The following is a 16,276-nucleotide window of genomic DNA, read 5'->3' on the forward strand; positions in this document are numbered from 1 at the left end:
TGTTGTATTTGGATTTTATGAGTTATAAAAATCTCGAAATATGGAATGATGCAAGATCACTGTCAATAGATATCCATGCACTGACACTTCTGTTGCCCAAATTTGAATTGTATGAAACGGGAAGTCAGATTCGGAGATCATCCAAATCCGTCAGATCCAATATTGTTGAAGGATATGCAAGAAGAAAGTACACAAATGATTATACAAGGTTTCTCATCTATTCTCATGCTTCACTTGATGAAACAAGAGATCATCTTGAAATCTTATGGGAAACCGGTTCCTTAAAAGATGGTGACATTTACATTGAACTTCTTCAACGAATTGACAAATTGGGAAGTAAGATCTACCGATTTATTAAAGCCATAGAGAAAAGAAATTAATATCCGAAATAATTCAAAATTTAGTCCAAACTCAGTTCATAATTTCAGAATGACAAACCCTGTGCCCTGTGCCCCGCGCCATGTACCCTGTACCCTGCGGCCTGCAGCTTGCAGCCTGCTACCTGCCGCTTTAAATTTAAGCTTCATTCTTAAAATCAGAAGAGTCCCAGTTGCTCATCCTTTCTCTCTGAAGGCCAGGCCGGCATGGGGGTGAGTTCAATCAGTTTGGCCAGTTCGCTGTGAAAATATCGGGCCAGGGCAGGTGCCTGGAGCGTGTCGGGAGCATGAATGAACATATAGGGATGCTTACCCTCCCGAATCCAGTCGGCCGTGATTATGGCCCACTCTTTGAGGTAGGTTTCATTGTTGAGAATGTCGTTGGCACCTACAAAACGGATGAACGGCTTGTTTCCTGTGGTCTCAAACCGGACAGGTGTCTGTGGTTTTTTCCGCTGCGCTTCGCGGACGGATGGCTCATTTCCTGATAGGGCATGGAGCCTCCTTGTGTCGAACACAACGCGGTCTATTCCATAGCTTTTCAGCAAATCCGTTAAATGGCGCTCCTGCTTGCCCTTGTCAAAATAATCGGGATGCCGCACTTCGATGGCATAGTGAAGGTGCACCGGAAGCATCTCCACCAACCGTTCCAGCTTATCCATTTCATTGTAGGAAAATTGAGAGCTGAGCTGAATATGAAATGGTCCCAGCTTTGTGCGAATGGGATCAAAAAGCTCCAGGAAGGATAGCACATCATCATGGACATCCTTCAGGCGCTTGTAATGGGTAATGCCCTGCGGAAATTTGAAGCAGAACTTAAAGGTATCGTCCACCTGCTCGCCCCACCGTTTTACGGTTTCGCGGGAGGGAGCACGGTAAAAAGTGGTATTTCCTTCCACCGAATTAAAAACAGAGGCGTATTGCTTCAGAAAGTCCGCCGGCTTGGCGTTTTCCCTGAAAAAATTGCCTTTCCACTCCTTGTAGCCCCACTGAGTGAGGCCTATATGGTATTTTTTGATCGGGTTTGACATGGCATGGCCTATCCTGTTCTCATCAAGAAACAAAATTCTGAGCTTTTTTGATCGGGTTATTGGTAGGTTTTAAATAAGAGGGATCCCGGAAGCTGCAGACAGCACGTTACAAGTACAATTAACCAGGCAATTAACAGCAAGCAGCAGGTTGCAAGCCTCAGGCAGCATAAAGGGGTTTCAAACCGTTTGCAGTTTGATTTAAACCCGCCACAGAGAAACCGGCATGTCAGCTCAAAAACAATCCTGTTATATCCCGCCGATCTCATCCCTTATCCGATGTACCCCTTTGGCTTGATGATTACTAATCACGATATTGATAAAAGAATCCCTCAATTACCTCTGAACTGAATCTTTGCAGATGCAGGAAACCTATCATATAGCTCTTGAACTGCTGGTAGCTCTCTCTATCGGGCTTCTGATTGGCCTCGAACGGGGATGGAGCGGGAGAAAAGAGGAGGAGGGCGACCGGATAGCCGGCATCCGCACCTTCAGCCTTATTGGGCTCCTGGGAGGAGTATGGGCCCTTCTTTCAATGGAGTTGAACGAATGGATTATAGCTGTCGCGTTTCTTGCCGTATCCATCCTGATTATTGCAGCCCATATTCTGGATGTACGTGAAGACAGTGACGTCGGGGTTACAACCGCGTTTGCCATGATGCTTACATTTGCTCTATCTGCGTGGGCAATGTTCGGAAATGAACTTCTGGCATTGGGTGTCACTGTTATCGTTATGGCACTGCTGGGTTATAAGCCGGTTCTTCACAAGTGGCTCAGAAAAATGAAAACCAGGGAGCTTTACGCCACCATCAAGCTCCTCATCATATCGGTTGTGCTGCTGCCGCTGTTGCCTGATCAGGGATACGGGCCCTGGCAGGCACTGAACCCATATTGGGTCTGGCTGATGGTTGTACTGATAACCGGCCTCTCTTTTCTTGGGTATTTTGCCATTAAAATCGGGGGGAACAAAGTCGGAACACTGGTCACCGCCATAACCGGGGGACTCGCTTCTTCTACAGCCGTTACGGTGAGCCTTGCGCAGTTTGCACGCAAATATGAGGTGAAAATTTTGTTTATGGGCGGAGTCATGATTGCTTCCTCCATCATGTTTGTGCGAGTGATGATAGAAGTGGCCGTTGTTAACCCTGAACTGTTAAACAGTCTCTGGATTCCCGTTTCCATCATGTTTACAGGCATGGTTGCAGGCGGTTGGTGGCTTTGGAGATTCACGCCTGACAAAAACGGATTGGAAAAAAAGCTGGACCTGAAGAACCCGTTTCAAATTACTACTGCCCTTAAGTTCGGGGCACTTCTTGCTCTTATACTAATGCTTTCGGAAGGCATGCAGGAGTGGTTTGGCGACGAAGGTGTTTACCTGCTGTCGATCGCATCCGGATTGATGGACGTGGACGCAATCACTCTCTCGCTTTCTAAAATGGCAAACGATGACCTGAGCCACAGCGTAGCAGTTTTAGGAATTATTCTTGCCGCCGCCACCAATACAATTGTTAAGGGCGCCATCTTTGCCTTCTATGTAGGGGTGAAAGAGAGCCTCAGATTAATCGTTTTGATTATACTGGTTGCGGCTGCGGGTATTACAAGTGCGCTCATTTTATGATCACCTATTTACTTTTTTCAAAATTTGCTTTTCCCTCCCGTTCTGCTAACTTCGCTTCAATTCGATCCATTTCTGAAAACTCAATCATTGCTCAATGCCCTTTACCTGGCTCGACTACACCGTAATCGCCGGCTATGTGCTGCTGATGGTGATTGTAGGGTACATTGCACAAAAACGGGGACAGGAAACTCTTGAAGATTATTTCACGAGCGGCAAAAACCTTCCCTGGTGGCTCATCGGTATTTCGATGGTGGCCACCACCTTTGCGGCCGATACTCCCCTGGCCGTCACGGGCATCGTGGCCAGCGAGGGTATCGCCGGGAACTGGATCTGGTGGAACTTTATGTTCTCGGGTCTGATTACCGTTTTCCTTTACGCTAAGCTCTGGAAACGGGCCGATGTGATTACCGATGTAGAGTTTATCTCCATTCGCTATTCAGGTAAACCGGCTCGTATTCTCCGCGGATTCCGGTCGCTCTATCTCGCCTTTCCCATTAACTGTATAATCCTGGGATGGGTTACGGTTGGGATGGCCAAAATCCTGACCGTGATCACAGGTGCCGAACAGTGGATGATTATTCTGATTCTCTATTTATTGATTGGACTATACATCTCCATGTCGGGCCTCTGGGGTGTGATTATCACCGATTTTGTGCAGTTTATCATTGCGATGGGCGGCTCCATCCTGCTCGCCTGGTATGCTGTGGATCACGTGGGTGGCCTGGATCAGCTGCAAGCGGGACTGAACGAACTGTTCGGTGAGGGGCATTCGGTTCTCTCCATCAATCCGCTCACCAGTCCCGAGATCGCACTGGCAACCGGGCTGGTTTGGGTAGGCATGATGTGGTGGGCCTCATGGTACCCGGGATCGGAACCCGGCGGAGGCGGTTATATCGCCCAGCGAATGTTTTCCGCCAAAGATGAGAAAAACGCAGTAGGCGGGACACTGCTGTTCAATGTGGCCCATTTTGCACTGCGGCCGTGGCCCTGGATTCTGGTCGCCCTGGTGGCGATGATTGTCTATCCCAATCTGGATGATCCTGAAACCGGCTATCCCCTGCTGATGCTGGAGTTGCTCCCAGCCGGGCTCCTGGGTCTGCTGGCCGTGGCATTTTTGGCGGCATTTGTCTCCACAGTCTCCACACATCTCAATTGGGGCGCCTCATATGTGGTAAACGACTTTTACAAGCCATTCATCAAACAGGAGTACAAGTTTGAAACGAAGGAAGAGGCGCAGAACCACTATGTGAAAGTGTCGCGCTGGACCACGTTGTTGATCATGGCGGTGGCCATACTGGTGTCCTACCTGTTTGACACGGTTCGCGGCGGATGGGAGGCGATTCTCTCCATAGGCGCCGGCACCGGACTGGTGTACATGCTGCGCTGGTTCTGGTGGCGCATCAATGCATGGAGCGAGATTGCAGCGATGACGGCGGCCGCGGTTGGCTTTACTCTCACAAAGATCCTTGGCTATGACGATTTTGCCGAACAGATGATCTTCACCACCATTTTTGCCACGATTGTCTGGATTGCGGCTACGCTGTTCACACAGCCCACCGACGAAAAGACCCTGCAGAGTTTCTTTGACAGGGTAAAGCCAGGAGGGCCCGGATGGAAACGGTTTTTGGCTGCCGGCGAGGAGACCTATTCCCTGCTTCCGGGGATATTGTTTGCTGCTATCAGTGCGGCTTCGATTATTATCCTGCTATTCGGAATGGGAGAGATTTTCTTTGGATCGATGATGCTAGGCCTGGGATGCTTTGCTGCCGGCACGGGAGGGCTTTGGTTTGTGGTTAGAAAAATATAGGATTCAAAGGTGGGAGATGGCAAGAGTCAGACGTCAAACGTGAGACGTCAGACGAGAGCTTCATAGCTTGATGTTATTGTGTATACATGAATCTGCTAATAAGAGCGAACACATAGTTTATCTTTTCATTTAGTTCCTCTAATTCATCTCTTCTAAGATATTCGAGTTCGATTACGGTCTCAATTTGTGCATCCAGCTCTACAAGCGATGATCGGGCGATCTCATAAAATCGAATTCTTTCATTCTTTGATTTTCTGGCAGACCCTTCACTCAGATTCGATGAAATCGATATGGCAGCCCTGCGCATTTGATTAGTTAAACCATACTTTTCATGGTTTGGAAAATGCTCTGTGGTTAAATAGATCAACTTTGTGAGCTGAATACTCTCTCTGTATACCCTCAGATTTTTGTGTTTTAAATCAAGCATGTATCGATGCAATTAAACCCTACTATAAGTAGGATCGAATTTTCCCCAATCCCTTACAAGAAAAGTGCATCACCCGTTTGACGTTTGACATCAGCGCAGCGATTCATCTGCAAGAAAAATTGTACCAGAAAATATCATCGACTTTCTCTTACTCATTTAGTAGAATTGAGTATGAACCGCCTTATTCCGGTCATATCGATACTCCTTTTGTTCATCCTTCAGGGTTGCGTGGTGCATATGCCCGCCAGTGAGTCGGTGATCTGGCACGATAACCAGAATGAGGAGGAGACGGATCCGTACGGAGTGGAAACTTTCCTTCAGGTACCGGTGGCGGGAACCTCAATCTCCTATAGTGCCATGATTCTACCGCAGGGTATACGGGATAAGATACGCCGGCAAAACGGCGATGACCTGCAGCCCGGCGAGGAGATCGTTTTCAAGAACATGTTTCTGCCCGGCAACTTTATGCCTTCGGTAGCTTTTCCCCTCACAAACCGGTCGGCGCTGGGTGTCAACATCAACCCTTTCTATCCCGGGCTGGACGGTACGTTTCACCTGTTCGGCGACAACTGGCTTACGACTACGTTTCAGTTCCCGGTTTACAACGGAATCGATTTTGAATGGATCCTGCAGCGCCCGGTGATCCGGGTCAATCATGGTGGTTTATCAGCCGGAATATTCTATCGAAAAGAGCGCATTGCCTACTATATTGATGATGACGGTACTGAAGCTCCCGGCCTGTTTGAATTGGTTCCCAACACTTTTCGAAGCGATTGGTTCGGAGCCCGTCTGGCCGGACAGTTTCCCGATATGTCGCAAACCCGCCGGATGAAATTCCATTTTCATGCCGGGTACAATCCCGACTACCGGTCCGCACTATTCATGTTTGGAATCGGGATCACGTTTCGTCCAAATCCCGGCCCTTCGTATGTGGATCCGGTTCGATACTGGTGATCACCGCGGAGTCGCGAAGGCCGCAGAGTAAGGAATGCTTAAAATTAGATGATCACATCTTATTAGTTCAGGAGCCTATTTAGAGTCAGTATAACCACCCCTGTCCTCCGTACGAGACTTCGGAAGGCGGGCCCGGCCCCTCTTTAAAAAGGAGGGGAGTTTTTCCACCCCTTAATCAACTACCGCATCCAATAATCATCCTCCGCGGCCTTCGCGCCTCTGCGGTGAACCCGGCGAATGCGCCAGTGCCGGAATGAGCTCGGATTCGAGGTACCGGAAGAGTTCCCGCTGGTAGCCTCGGCCTCGGCTGGTCATCAGGTTGGAGGTCATAACGATCACGGTGTCGATTTCAGGCAGCATCATGATATACTGGCCGCCATGGCCCCATGCAAAGACAATCTCATAGCCGTTTACCGGCCGGCGCCACCACATGTAGCCAAAATCATACGGATTGAAGTTACTACGGGTGTACACCTCCACCGACTCCAGTATCCATTGAGCGGGTACGATCCGGCGGCCGTTGTACTCGCCCAGGTTCATCATCATGCGTCCGATCTTGAGCATATCGGCGGGCCGCATCGCCATATTGTTGCCGCCCATGTAGTATCCCTGCGGGTCACGGTCCCAGCCTCCAAGCTCCATGCCCATCGGCTCAAAGAGGTACCGGTTGGCAAACGTGCGTGTGCTCATGCCGCTGGCTTTGGTAAGAATCACCGATAGCAGATGCGATGTTCCGGTACTGTATACCATGCGTCCGCCCGGCCGGGCCACCAGATCACGGGATAGCGCATACTCCACCCAGTTGCTGCTCACAACCCAGCGGCCGTAGTTGCGGATACTGGTTGATTCGAGCCCGGCCCTCATGGTGAGCAGATCACGGATCGTGATTGACTCCTTTACAGAGTCCGGATTGGCTTCAAAAAACTCCGGGAAATACTGTCCGATGGGTTCATTTACGCTTTCGATATACCCCTCTTCAATCGCAATGCCAATAAGCAGAGAGAGGATACTTTTGGAAGCCGATTTGATGTTTGTAGACCGGTTGGGGTTCATTCGACCGCGAAAGTCCTGGTGAATGATCTCTCCTTCACGCTCTATCATGATACTTTCCACAGATCCGATGTCGAAAACACGGTCGGCGACTGCCGGCAGTGCATCACCGTTTTCCGGTTGTGCGAAGGCTGAATCTGCTGCAGCCAGCATCATGAAAAAAACTAAAAAACCAATATGTTTAAACTGCACTATCAAGAAAAACTCTTTCGTCCTGTTTATTTTATGAACGTCTCTGCGAACCCTTGCAGCTGAACTTGTCAACACTGACAGCTTTTTTGATCAGTCTGCAATGCAATTAACCGTTCTTCATCCTGAATCGTTTAACGCCAGATTATATGAATCCTGCGAAATTCATCCTGAATAACTTTCTGTTCTTCACAACTTTTTTCATTCTAACGGGCTGTAGTATGCCTGAGGGGCCCGTTCCGCTTAGCGGTGACGTGCCCGAGGCAACGGGCTGGTCTGCCGACACCCTCATCACCGGGCTTGAGCAGCCCTGGGCGGCAGCCTTTCTGCCCGGCGGTGATTTGCTAATCACCGAGCGGCCAGGACGCATTCTGAGAGTCAGCACCGAATCGATGACGACCACCGCCATCAGCGGCGTTCCCGATGTCTATTCCGGGGGCCAGGGCGGTCTGCTCGATATTTCCCTGCATCCCCTCTTTGAAGAAAACGGCATGGTCTATCTCACCTACGCCTCGGGTGATGAAAACGTGAACCGGACTACAGTGGGACGAGGCCAGCTGGACGACAACACCATCCATGATTTTGAAGAAATTTTCAGGGTTTTTCCCGATAAAGACGGTAATCAGCATTTCGGTTCCAGAATGGAATGGACATCCGACTCCACCTTTGCCGTGTCGGTGGGCGACGGCGGCAATCGTCCGCAGGAGACGACCGGTATTCTGAGCCGTGAACATGCGCAGCTCCTCAATTCGCACCTGGGAAAGATCCTTCATCTCAACCAGGATGGTTCAGTGGCAGCCGGCAACCCGTTTGAAAATGACCCGGACGCCTTTCCGGAGGTCTGGAGTTACGGCCACCGCAATATCCAGGGGATGGCCATAGATCCCAAAACAGGAAACCTTTGGGCAAACGAGCATGGATCGAAAGGCGGGGATGAATTAAACCTGATTCAGAAAGGTGCCAACTACGGCTGGCCCGACGCCACGTACAGCCGTGAGTACTGGTACACACGAATATCTCGCGAAACCTCCCTGCCAGGTATGGAGGACCCAAAAGTGGTCTGGACACCCTCACAGGCTCCCAGCGGGCTGATGGTCTATACCGGTGATGCCTTCCCCGAATGGCAGGGCGATCTCTTTAGCGGCGGCCTCGTCGGCGAGCAGGTTCGGCGCATCATACTCGATGGCGAGACGATCGTTGGGGAGGAAAAAATCCCGATCGGACGACGGGTGCGCGACGTGAAACAGGGACCCGACGGGTTTATCTATGTACTCACTGCTCATGATGATGGGGAGTTGATACGGATCACCCCTGAATAGGTGGGTTCCACGGAATGGTTCTCGCAGAGGAGCGCAAATGAAACGCAGAGTCACGCAGATGGATATGTCGTCATTTCAATATACAATTTGAGGTCAAAGAGTCTATTATATTTGAATATTCACTCTGCGAAACTCTGCGAGAACAATTCCGGAAAAGTTTGTTTCAACTCCACTATTCCAAAGGGATCCAAATGGTAAGGAGTGGTTCTATTAGGGTAATGAGCACATTTTTTTCAAATTCATTGAATAGATCTGAAACCACCCCCTGCCCCTCCTTGGAAAGGAGGGGAGACTCCATTTTCAAACTCTACCCCCCTCAATCTCAACTCTCAACCTCAACCTCACTCCGCCCTGTTGTACTGTTTTTCGATGTATGGGATTCCATTGACGATCCAGTCTGCGGCTGGGGCGCCTTTTACGTAGTGATCGAACCACTCCTTCATGCGGATCTGGAAATCGATCTGGTTCGCCTCCCTGCCCAGGTGGTGGCCTTCACCGGGATACGACAGCAGCACTACCTCCTTGCCCATTCTGCGAGCGGCGTTGTAAAATTCGAGGCCCTGCATCCAGTCTACGGCTCCGTCGTCGGTTCCGTGCAGGATCATGAACGGTATTTCAATATCCGGCACAAAGAACATGGGGTTTTCCCGCTGGTACATCTCGCGGTGGGTCCACGGCGTAACGCCACGGCCCATCCGTACCTGGCCGATCTCCATGATGCCGTGGTGGTTGGTTCCCGAGCTGCCGTAGATATTATTGTAGAAGCTGGTCAGGTTTGTAGGCGGGGCTCCCGTTACAACCGTAGCAAACAGATCTGTTTGCGTCAGGATAAACGATGACTGGTACCCGCCCCAGCTGTGTCCCTGAAGGCCAAGCTGATCCGGATCGGCATATCCCAGGTCAATAACTTTTTGTGTTCCTGCCGTGATTGCATCCAGCGAGCTGGTGCCCGGCCGGCCGAACTCAAATACGATATCCGGCATGAATACGAGATAGCCGTTGCTGGCGTAGGTCGACATGTGAGGGCGGTCGTCATACACCGGCATCGAGTATTGATGATGGCGGTCCGACATTCTCTCGTAGAAGTAGACGATCATCGGATACGTCTCACCCGGCTCATAACCTGCAGGCAGCGTGAGCGTTCCCTGAAGCCTTTCACCCCTGCTGTTTTCAAAATCAATAAGAACGCGCTCTCCCCAGCCATATTCAGCCTGTTGGGGGTTGGCATCCGTAATTTTCGTAAAATTTCGGAAGGATGTTTTGGTATGATAATAGTCGGGAAACTCAACAAACGTCTCGCGTGTGAGAACAATACGATTTTCATCGCGCGCCTTTTCCGGATTGCCGAATCGAACATCCTCGTATACGAGACTTCTCGGATTGTTACCCATCCTCAGACGGTAGAAGCCGTTTTTCTTGGTCCAGCGGCCAAATGCGGAGAGCAGCAGATCCTCCGATGTGTCTATATACCGTTCATCATCATCCAGTGAGACATGACGGAAGATGATCTGATCCCGTTCACCCACACCGCGGGTAATGTTCTCAGCGCCGGAGCCGTCGAGAGCCAGCCTCCAGAGGTCGTGCTTATGATTCATGATCACATGGTCACCGTCCTGTGCCCAGCCGGCCACGCCGTAGGTCGGGCTTTCATGGGGATAGGGATGGTCTACATTAATAAAGCTGACGGGTGACGATTGAGTGAGATTCACATTCCGGTTTCGCTCAACATCATAGACATAGAGAATCGTATCCTGTTCGGCCACTTTCTGAAAGAGGTAGTACCGGCCGTCGGGTGAAAAACCCATGGTGCGCTTAATCTCTACCGCAAAACGGGTTCTCTCGCCGCTGGACACATCTACCCGGTACAGGTCGGCCGGAGAAACACCCCAGTTCAGGTCGCTGATATACGGTTTTTCATCCCGGCCGATCATGTAGCGGTTGTGCCTTGAAAAGTTCATTTCACGCATCCCCTCATCGGTGAGACGGGTGAAGGATGAGTTTGCCGGGCTGAAGGATGCCACATAGGTAAAACGGCGGTCTCTGGCCGCCTGGCGTTCCTGCACGGTCTGAATGCGGTCGTCCTTCCAGTGAAACACGTCCACGTTGGGAATGGTATCGCGGTCCATCTCGACCTTTGGCTGCTGAGGACGAATTCCGATAAACAATAGTTCGCCGTTCGAACTCCACTGCAGGTCCCTGTTTTCGCTGATCACCATCCCGTCCGGAAAATTTCTTTGGCTATCCGGATTCAAGACGGTTTTTCTTACTGAAGAATCGAGATTTTGCAATACAACCAGCTCATTCACAATGTGCATCAATGAATCTGAACTGTGGCCTTTCAATACAGCAAGTGCATTGCCTTTTGAGGGCCACTCATTGCGCAGCGCATCATCATCATCCCACGTGAGCCCGGAATAGACCGATGAATCGGAGTCGAGGGTAAGGAGTGCACCCGACTCCATGTTTCTGAGATAAATCCCGTTCCCTGCTCGCTCACTTGCGTCTACCAGATATGCCAGGTGGCTGCTTTTTTTGTTGAACGCAAATTCAGACACATTCCCCAGGTTCACAACGGTACCGCTCTGAAGGTCACGTACTATAAGGTCGGTTCCTTTATGCTTGCTCTTGTCAGTTTCCGGTTTTTTGCGATGCACAGCCCAGTATCTGCCGTCTTCTGTAAATGTCATGCTTTCCAGGCGTTCAACCGTATATTTTTCGCCCGACCTCAAGTGTAAAATCTGTGCGCTTTCAAAAACCGGATCTCCTTTTTCCTCCAGCGACTCACGGGTCTCCTCATCCACGGTTACGGTATAGGCCACCCAGCCGCTATTATCTGAAAAGACGGCATTTTCACCGAGTGGAATGATGTACTCCGTATCGTTTGCAAGTGAAACCACATGCAGGGTATCGTCGCCCCCGTTTGGGCGGAGACCGTAGGCCATCCAGTTACCGTCGTTCGACAGTTCGGCCCCCACGATGCGCGACCAGCGGTCGTAATCGTCGACGGTGAGTGCTTTATCCTGCGCGAAAAGCGGATTGCAGAACAGTAACAGAACGATGAAAAGGGTTTGTACGGAAAATGAATTTCTCATGATTGGCGGGATGGATTGGTGATGATGTTTTGGAAAGGCAGTTAACCGCAAATCATTCAGATAGTCAAGCAGCACCTTGTTAAAACTTGTCAGGGCAAAAAGCGGAAGCAATTCACATTCAACGTATGCCACAGAGTCACGGAAACAGAAAGCTCACTTTTCTCCGTGTTTCCGTGGCTATAAAAATCGTCTTAAGCCAATGCGGTTTATCAATCCACCCGCCTGTAGGGAAACTCCAGCTCTGAAATGGCTCCATCCTGTGACTCACTTCGAACGTACACCATCAGCGTATCGGAATCCGCTTTAAGCATGGTGAGTCCATCGAACCAGACGCCTTCCTCACTTACCTTTACAAGGGGAAAGTCAACCGTATCATCTTTCTCCTCCCAGCCTTTCAGATCAGGATGAAAATGCTTGATGCGCAGCAACAGGGAACCGGACTCTTCTGTGATGGTGAAGATTTCGTAGAATACGATCTGACCGTCACGAAGCAATCTGAACATTCCCATCATCGCATTTCCCGCAGGGGCGCTCCAGTATTCCTCGGCCGTTCCGCCCAGGGCCTCTGCTTTCCAGTGGCCTTCCAGCCATGCCACCTGTTGTATTTCCGCCTCAGGTCCCGATTCGCCATCAGCCAGTGTGAGCGTATTCTGAGCATTCAGCAGGCTGAATGGCAGCAGAAAAAGCAGACATACGATTGCAAGCTTCTCCTTCATAATACCTCCTCTATACATGTTAAGGGAATACCACGAACGATATGAAAATCAACGGAAATCAGTAATGGGAACGGTGTCTGAACGTAACCGGTATTCTATCGTCAACGGGCGACCCAATGTGGTACAGTTCCCAATCCGAATCGTAGTTTAATATACGCTCACGCAAAATGGCAATCAGATTTTCAGAGCTTCCGTTACCTGGATTCCAGTCAAAGCTCTCTACCCTGAATTTCAGATTTCGCTTCTCCCCGTTCACGTGAACGTCAAGGTTGACGACCTTTTCTACATTCGGCACGGTAAATTGAACCTTGATATTATGCATGGCTTTAGATTTACGTTGATTCGTTGATCGAATTAATGAAGCTGCACTGTCTGATTGGTCTGTTCGTAATTACCCGTCTGTTCGCAGAGTCTGTACAGGATTTGCCATTGCGGAAGAGAGAACACGCGTTCCAACGGTGATCATCGCTATAAAAAAAGCCGCAACGCCCGCAGTCAGAAAGATCCAGATGTCCAGCTCTGTTCGATAGGCAAAATTCTGCAGCCACCGATTCATCATTAATCCTGACAGCGGTAGGGCAATAAGGTAACCGATAAGCACCCACTTCATAAAATCACGACTTAACATTAAGACGATGCTCCAGACGGAAGCTCCAAGCACTTTTCTTACACCGATCTCACGGGTCCTTATGGCGGCAGAGTAGGCGGCTAATCCAAATAAACCGAGACAAGCAATGATGATGGCCATCACGGATGCGATCGTGAAAAGGGTGCTAAACCTGGACTCAGCTACATACTGTTCATCATATTTTTCGTCCAGAAAAAAGAATTCAAACGGATTTCCGGGAAAAAATCCCCCGTAAAGTTCTCTTAATTGATCAAGTTGGGCTCCCTGAATGTCACCATTGGTCATTAGCGTAAAGTATCCGTTTGCATTCAATGGCAACAGAATCATGGGATCAATGGCACTCTGCAGCCCAAGGTGATGGTAATTTTCGATAACCCCCTGGACCCTGTACACATTTTCACCCCAAAATACCTCACTTTCAACAGCCGCTTCAGGGGAATCAAAACCCAATTCACCCGTGGCAGCCCGGTTAAGAATCATGGCGTTTCCAGACCAGCCGACATCAATTTGTGATAGCGAAAAGGTATCGCCGGCCAACAACTGTATGTCAAAGGTATCCAGGTAGTTTTGATCCACCAGAAGCATGCCGTAGCTCTTTCGTTCGTCCTCCGGCGAAGGAGTACTGTCGGTGATCCGGTTGGCAAAGAAATTGTACCCCGACCCTGGAATATTATTGGAACCGGAAACCTTTTGTACAAAGCTCAGCTTTGAGAGCTCATCCTTGAACGATTCTGCTCTAACAGTCTCTGAATCCGGCTGAACAGATGGCCCTCTGATCACCAATTTGTTTTCAATCTCCATCCCAAGATCCTTCTCCTGCATATAATCCAGCTGTCGGCTGAAGACCAAAGCAACAACAATGAAAAGAACCGATACAGCGAACTGAAACACGACCATGGATTGACGAAGAAAAGTGCCCTTCTCCGACCGTCCGTAATTTCCTTTTAAAATATCGGAAGGTTCCAGTGATGTAAGTACGGTTGCCACATACAGCCCGGAAATCAGGATCCCCGCAATAAATACCAGTCCACCTGTAATCCATACAGCCGGCCTGTTCAAAACGTAAAGGCCAAGCTCCCGCTGCAGCAACGTATTAAAAAGCGGCTGGAAGAGTTCGATGAGAACCAGCGCCAACAAGAGGCAGCAAAGGCCAAATAGGAACGACTCGGTCAGAAATTGAGAAATCAACTGGGGCCGGGTTGCTCCCAGCGACTTCTGCACACCGATCTGACGAGATCTCTCCAACCCAAGTGCTGTTGTCAGGTTGATGTAGTTCCCCCACGCAACTGAAATAATCATCAGGCCTACAGCCAGAATGAAAAGCAATGTGGTGAAATTTCCCGTAGTTGGAAGGTCGTACCCTATCGATGGTGCCAAATGAAGATGGCTCAGTGGCTGAAGCCGGATAGCTTCCGTGTCATCACGACCCGACTGTATTGCCAGTCCTGTGAGCGTGGCCTCAATTTCTTCACTGTCTGCATCCGGATGGATTTTGAGATAGGTTTGTGTGAATCCGTTTTCCATTCCATTCGGGTCTGCCCAGCCAACCTCTCCGCGATAGGACGGGTCATTCAACGAGGCGAACGACAAGATCATGTTAAAAGTAAACCCGGATGTTTCCGGCAGATTTTGCAGGACACCCGAGACTGTAAATAGACCTGTCCCAAATTGGTTGCTGATTCGAAAGGTTCTTCCGACAACCTTGTCCGTACCAAAATATTTTTCTGCTGATGATCTTGTAAGAAGTGCCAGTCCGGGCTGCGACAGGTCTCCGTTACCCTCTGCCAGCGGAAATGTGAAGAGCTCCCTGAATTTACCGTCCCCGATAATGCATGACTCTTCGCGAACCGGGTTCAGATCATTCGACTCATCGATGGGTACCACTACGCCGTTGCATGCGTATCCTGTAAATCGGGTTGCCTGATCTACTCCGGGAACCGACTCTTCAATAAACGAAGCAAATCCGGGCGGTAAGTTGATTTCTGCAACACCCTCCTTATCAATATTCACAACCCTGTAAATGTCGTCGGCATGCTCATGAAAACGATTTACGCTGAATTCGAATGCTGCATACTGCAGAATAAACAGGAACGCAGCGATACCGGCTATCAGACCTGCCGACGAGATGGCAACCATACCTTTTCTCCGCCTGAAGTAGCGGAATGCAAACAATAAGTGATTTCTGAACATAAAAGCGGGGCTAAGGAGTTTACCTCAGAATTTCAATAATCGTGCCAACCACAACAATCCCTTTTCCAGGGTCTGAACGGCCATTTTGCTATTGAGTCGTGTCCGTTTTAGCACAAGATTGTCCGTTTCCGAACATTTACTTTGATATGGCTTCCTCTTTATCAGGATAGGGATCCTCTTCCGTTAAAACGCCGTCCTTCATATTGATAATTCTGTTTCCATACCCGGCCATCTTTTCGGAGTGCGTTACCTGCACAATCGTGACTCCCTCCTCGTTCAGCATTTTGAAGATCTCCATGATCTCTTCCGACTGTCCGGAATGAAGATTGCCCGTCGGTTCGTCGGCCAAAAGCAGTTTCGGGCTTCCGATGATAGCCCGTGCAACGCCCACGACCTGCTGCTGCCCGCCGGAAAGCTGGTTTGGAAAGAGGTCTTTTTTGGCCACAATGTTAAACCGGTCCAGCATCTCGGCCACCATCGCTTTGCGCTGACTGCCCTTAACTTTTCGATAGAGAAGGGGCATCTCAATATTTTCATAGACGGTAAGCTCATCGATCAGATGGTACGCCTGGAACACAAATCCGATATGCGATTTATGGTAATCGGATTTCTTCTTTTCGCTAAGGTTGTGAACCGGTTCGCCAAGGAATGAATACTCACCCGCGGAAGCGTCATCCAGGAATCCAAGAATATTCAGAAGCGTGGATTTGCCCGCTCCGCTTGGCCCCATGATGGTTACAAACTCTCCCTCTTCTATATCCAGATCAATTCCTCTGAGTATAAATGTGCGCTGAAACCGTTTGTCGATATACTTGTCGATGTTTCGTAGTGTGATCATGTCTTTCAGTAGTTTTCAGCTGTCAGCTTTCAGCTATCAGCTA

The 16,276-nt window shown here is 49.7% G+C and carries 13 protein-coding genes; 5 read left to right on the top strand and 8 right to left on the bottom strand.

Annotated features, from left to right (window positions below; translation table 11 throughout):
* The first annotated feature begins 17 nt into the window (after nt 1–17).
* The gene (locus DDZ15_RS02700) at nt 18–380 is read left to right on the top strand and encodes a four helix bundle protein (protein ID WP_109644573.1); all 363 of its coding nucleotides are present in this window, start codon (nt 18–20) and stop codon (nt 378–380) included.
* Nucleotides 381–535: 155 nt separating this feature from the next.
* Here the strand turns inward: DDZ15_RS02700 and DDZ15_RS02705 are convergent, their stop codons facing one another.
* On the bottom strand, nt 536–1,408 hold the full coding sequence (locus DDZ15_RS02705; RefSeq protein WP_146198494.1) for a DUF72 domain-containing protein: 873 nt from the start codon (nt 1,406–1,408) through the stop codon (nt 536–538).
* A gap of 358 nt (nt 1,409–1,766) precedes the next feature.
* Between DDZ15_RS02705 and DDZ15_RS02710 the strand changes: the two genes are divergently transcribed.
* On the top strand, nt 1,767–3,023 hold the full coding sequence (locus tag DDZ15_RS02710) for an MgtC/SapB family protein (protein WP_109644577.1): 1,257 nt from the start codon (nt 1,767–1,769) through the stop codon (nt 3,021–3,023).
* A gap of 94 nt (nt 3,024–3,117) precedes the next feature.
* Nucleotides 3,118–4,830, top strand: coding sequence for a sodium:solute symporter family protein (locus DDZ15_RS02715; protein ID WP_109644579.1), 1,713 nt, complete (start codon nt 3,118–3,120; stop codon nt 4,828–4,830).
* A 73-nt stretch (nt 4,831–4,903) separates the two neighbouring features.
* Here DDZ15_RS02715 and DDZ15_RS02720 read toward each other — a convergent pair whose 3' ends face one another.
* Nucleotides 4,904–5,257, bottom strand: a complete 354-nt coding sequence (locus DDZ15_RS02720; RefSeq protein ID WP_109644581.1) for a four helix bundle protein — start codon at nt 5,255–5,257, stop codon at nt 4,904–4,906.
* Nucleotides 5,258–5,428: 171 nt separating this feature from the next.
* On the opposite strand from DDZ15_RS02720, the gene DDZ15_RS02725 reads away from it, so the two are divergent.
* Complete coding sequence (locus tag DDZ15_RS02725) at nt 5,429–6,211, top strand: hypothetical protein (protein ID WP_109644584.1); 783 nt, start codon at nt 5,429–5,431, stop codon at nt 6,209–6,211.
* A 195-nt stretch (nt 6,212–6,406) separates the two neighbouring features.
* Here the strand turns inward: DDZ15_RS02725 and DDZ15_RS02730 are convergent, their stop codons facing one another.
* Nucleotides 6,407–7,417 (bottom strand): serine hydrolase domain-containing protein, encoded by a 1,011-nt coding sequence (locus tag DDZ15_RS02730; protein WP_146198495.1) that lies wholly within the window; start codon nt 7,415–7,417, stop codon nt 6,407–6,409.
* Between the two features lie 254 nt (nt 7,418–7,671).
* Here DDZ15_RS02730 and DDZ15_RS02735 point away from each other — a divergent pair, with 254 nt between their 5' ends.
* Nucleotides 7,672–8,769 carry a PQQ-dependent sugar dehydrogenase gene (locus DDZ15_RS02735; RefSeq protein WP_199222858.1) on the top strand — a complete coding sequence of 366 codons (1,098 nt, stop codon included), beginning with the start codon at nt 7,672–7,674 and terminating at the stop codon, nt 8,767–8,769.
* 341 nt (nt 8,770–9,110) lie between these two features.
* Here DDZ15_RS02735 and DDZ15_RS02740 read toward each other — a convergent pair whose 3' ends face one another.
* The 5 genes from DDZ15_RS02740 to DDZ15_RS02760 form a co-directional block, all read right to left on the bottom strand.
* Nucleotides 9,111–11,861: a S9 family peptidase gene (locus DDZ15_RS02740; protein ID WP_109644802.1), complete on the bottom strand. Its 2,751-nt coding sequence runs from the start codon at nt 11,859–11,861 to the stop codon at nt 9,111–9,113.
* Between the two features lie 209 nt (nt 11,862–12,070).
* Nucleotides 12,071–12,577 (bottom strand): DUF6265 family protein, encoded by a 507-nt coding sequence (locus tag DDZ15_RS02745; RefSeq protein WP_109644590.1) that lies wholly within the window; start codon nt 12,575–12,577, stop codon nt 12,071–12,073.
* A 58-nt stretch (nt 12,578–12,635) separates the two neighbouring features.
* Nucleotides 12,636–12,899, bottom strand: coding sequence for a hypothetical protein (locus DDZ15_RS02750; protein WP_109644592.1), 264 nt, complete (start codon nt 12,897–12,899; stop codon nt 12,636–12,638).
* Between the two features lie 69 nt (nt 12,900–12,968).
* Nucleotides 12,969–15,395: an ABC transporter permease gene (locus DDZ15_RS02755; protein ID WP_109644593.1), complete on the bottom strand. Its 2,427-nt coding sequence runs from the start codon at nt 15,393–15,395 to the stop codon at nt 12,969–12,971.
* A 136-nt stretch (nt 15,396–15,531) separates the two neighbouring features.
* On the bottom strand, nt 15,532–16,233 hold the full coding sequence (locus tag DDZ15_RS02760; protein ID WP_109644596.1) for an ABC transporter ATP-binding protein: 702 nt from the start codon (nt 16,231–16,233) through the stop codon (nt 15,532–15,534).
* Between the last annotated feature and the right edge of the window lie 43 nt (nt 16,234–16,276).

The sequence above is a fragment of the Rhodohalobacter mucosus genome (assembly GCF_003150675.1).
Taxonomy (GTDB): Bacteria; Bacteroidota; Rhodothermia; order Balneolales; family Balneolaceae; genus Rhodohalobacter; species Rhodohalobacter mucosus.

What these genes read in the sequence shown, in the direction of transcription:
- DDZ15_RS02700 (WP_109644573.1), top strand. Translation starts at nt 18, where the DNA reads ATGAGTTATAAAAATCTCGAAATATGGAATGATGCAAGATCACTGTCA.
- DDZ15_RS02705 (WP_146198494.1), bottom strand. Translation starts at nt 1,408, where the DNA reads ATGTCAAACCCGATCAAAAAATACCATATAGGCCTCACTCAGTGGGGC.
- DDZ15_RS02710 (WP_109644577.1), top strand. Translation starts at nt 1,767, where the DNA reads ATGCAGGAAACCTATCATATAGCTCTTGAACTGCTGGTAGCTCTCTCT.
- DDZ15_RS02715 (WP_109644579.1), top strand. Translation starts at nt 3,118, where the DNA reads ATGCCCTTTACCTGGCTCGACTACACCGTAATCGCCGGCTATGTGCTG.
- DDZ15_RS02720 (WP_109644581.1), bottom strand. Translation starts at nt 5,257, where the DNA reads ATGCTTGATTTAAAACACAAAAATCTGAGGGTATACAGAGAGAGTATT.
- DDZ15_RS02725 (WP_109644584.1), top strand. Translation starts at nt 5,429, where the DNA reads ATGAACCGCCTTATTCCGGTCATATCGATACTCCTTTTGTTCATCCTT.
- DDZ15_RS02730 (WP_146198495.1), bottom strand. Translation starts at nt 7,417, where the DNA reads ATGATGCTGGCTGCAGCAGATTCAGCCTTCGCACAACCGGAAAACGGT.
- DDZ15_RS02735 (WP_199222858.1), top strand. Translation starts at nt 7,672, where the DNA reads ATGCCTGAGGGGCCCGTTCCGCTTAGCGGTGACGTGCCCGAGGCAACG.
- DDZ15_RS02740 (WP_109644802.1), bottom strand. Translation starts at nt 11,861, where the DNA reads ATGAGAAATTCATTTTCCGTACAAACCCTTTTCATCGTTCTGTTACTG.
- DDZ15_RS02745 (WP_109644590.1), bottom strand. Translation starts at nt 12,577, where the DNA reads ATGAAGGAGAAGCTTGCAATCGTATGTCTGCTTTTTCTGCTGCCATTC.
- DDZ15_RS02750 (WP_109644592.1), bottom strand. Translation starts at nt 12,899, where the DNA reads ATGCATAATATCAAGGTTCAATTTACCGTGCCGAATGTAGAAAAGGTC.
- DDZ15_RS02755 (WP_109644593.1), bottom strand. Translation starts at nt 15,395, where the DNA reads ATGTTCAGAAATCACTTATTGTTTGCATTCCGCTACTTCAGGCGGAGA.
- DDZ15_RS02760 (WP_109644596.1), bottom strand. Translation starts at nt 16,233, where the DNA reads ATGATCACACTACGAAACATCGACAAGTATATCGACAAACGGTTTCAG.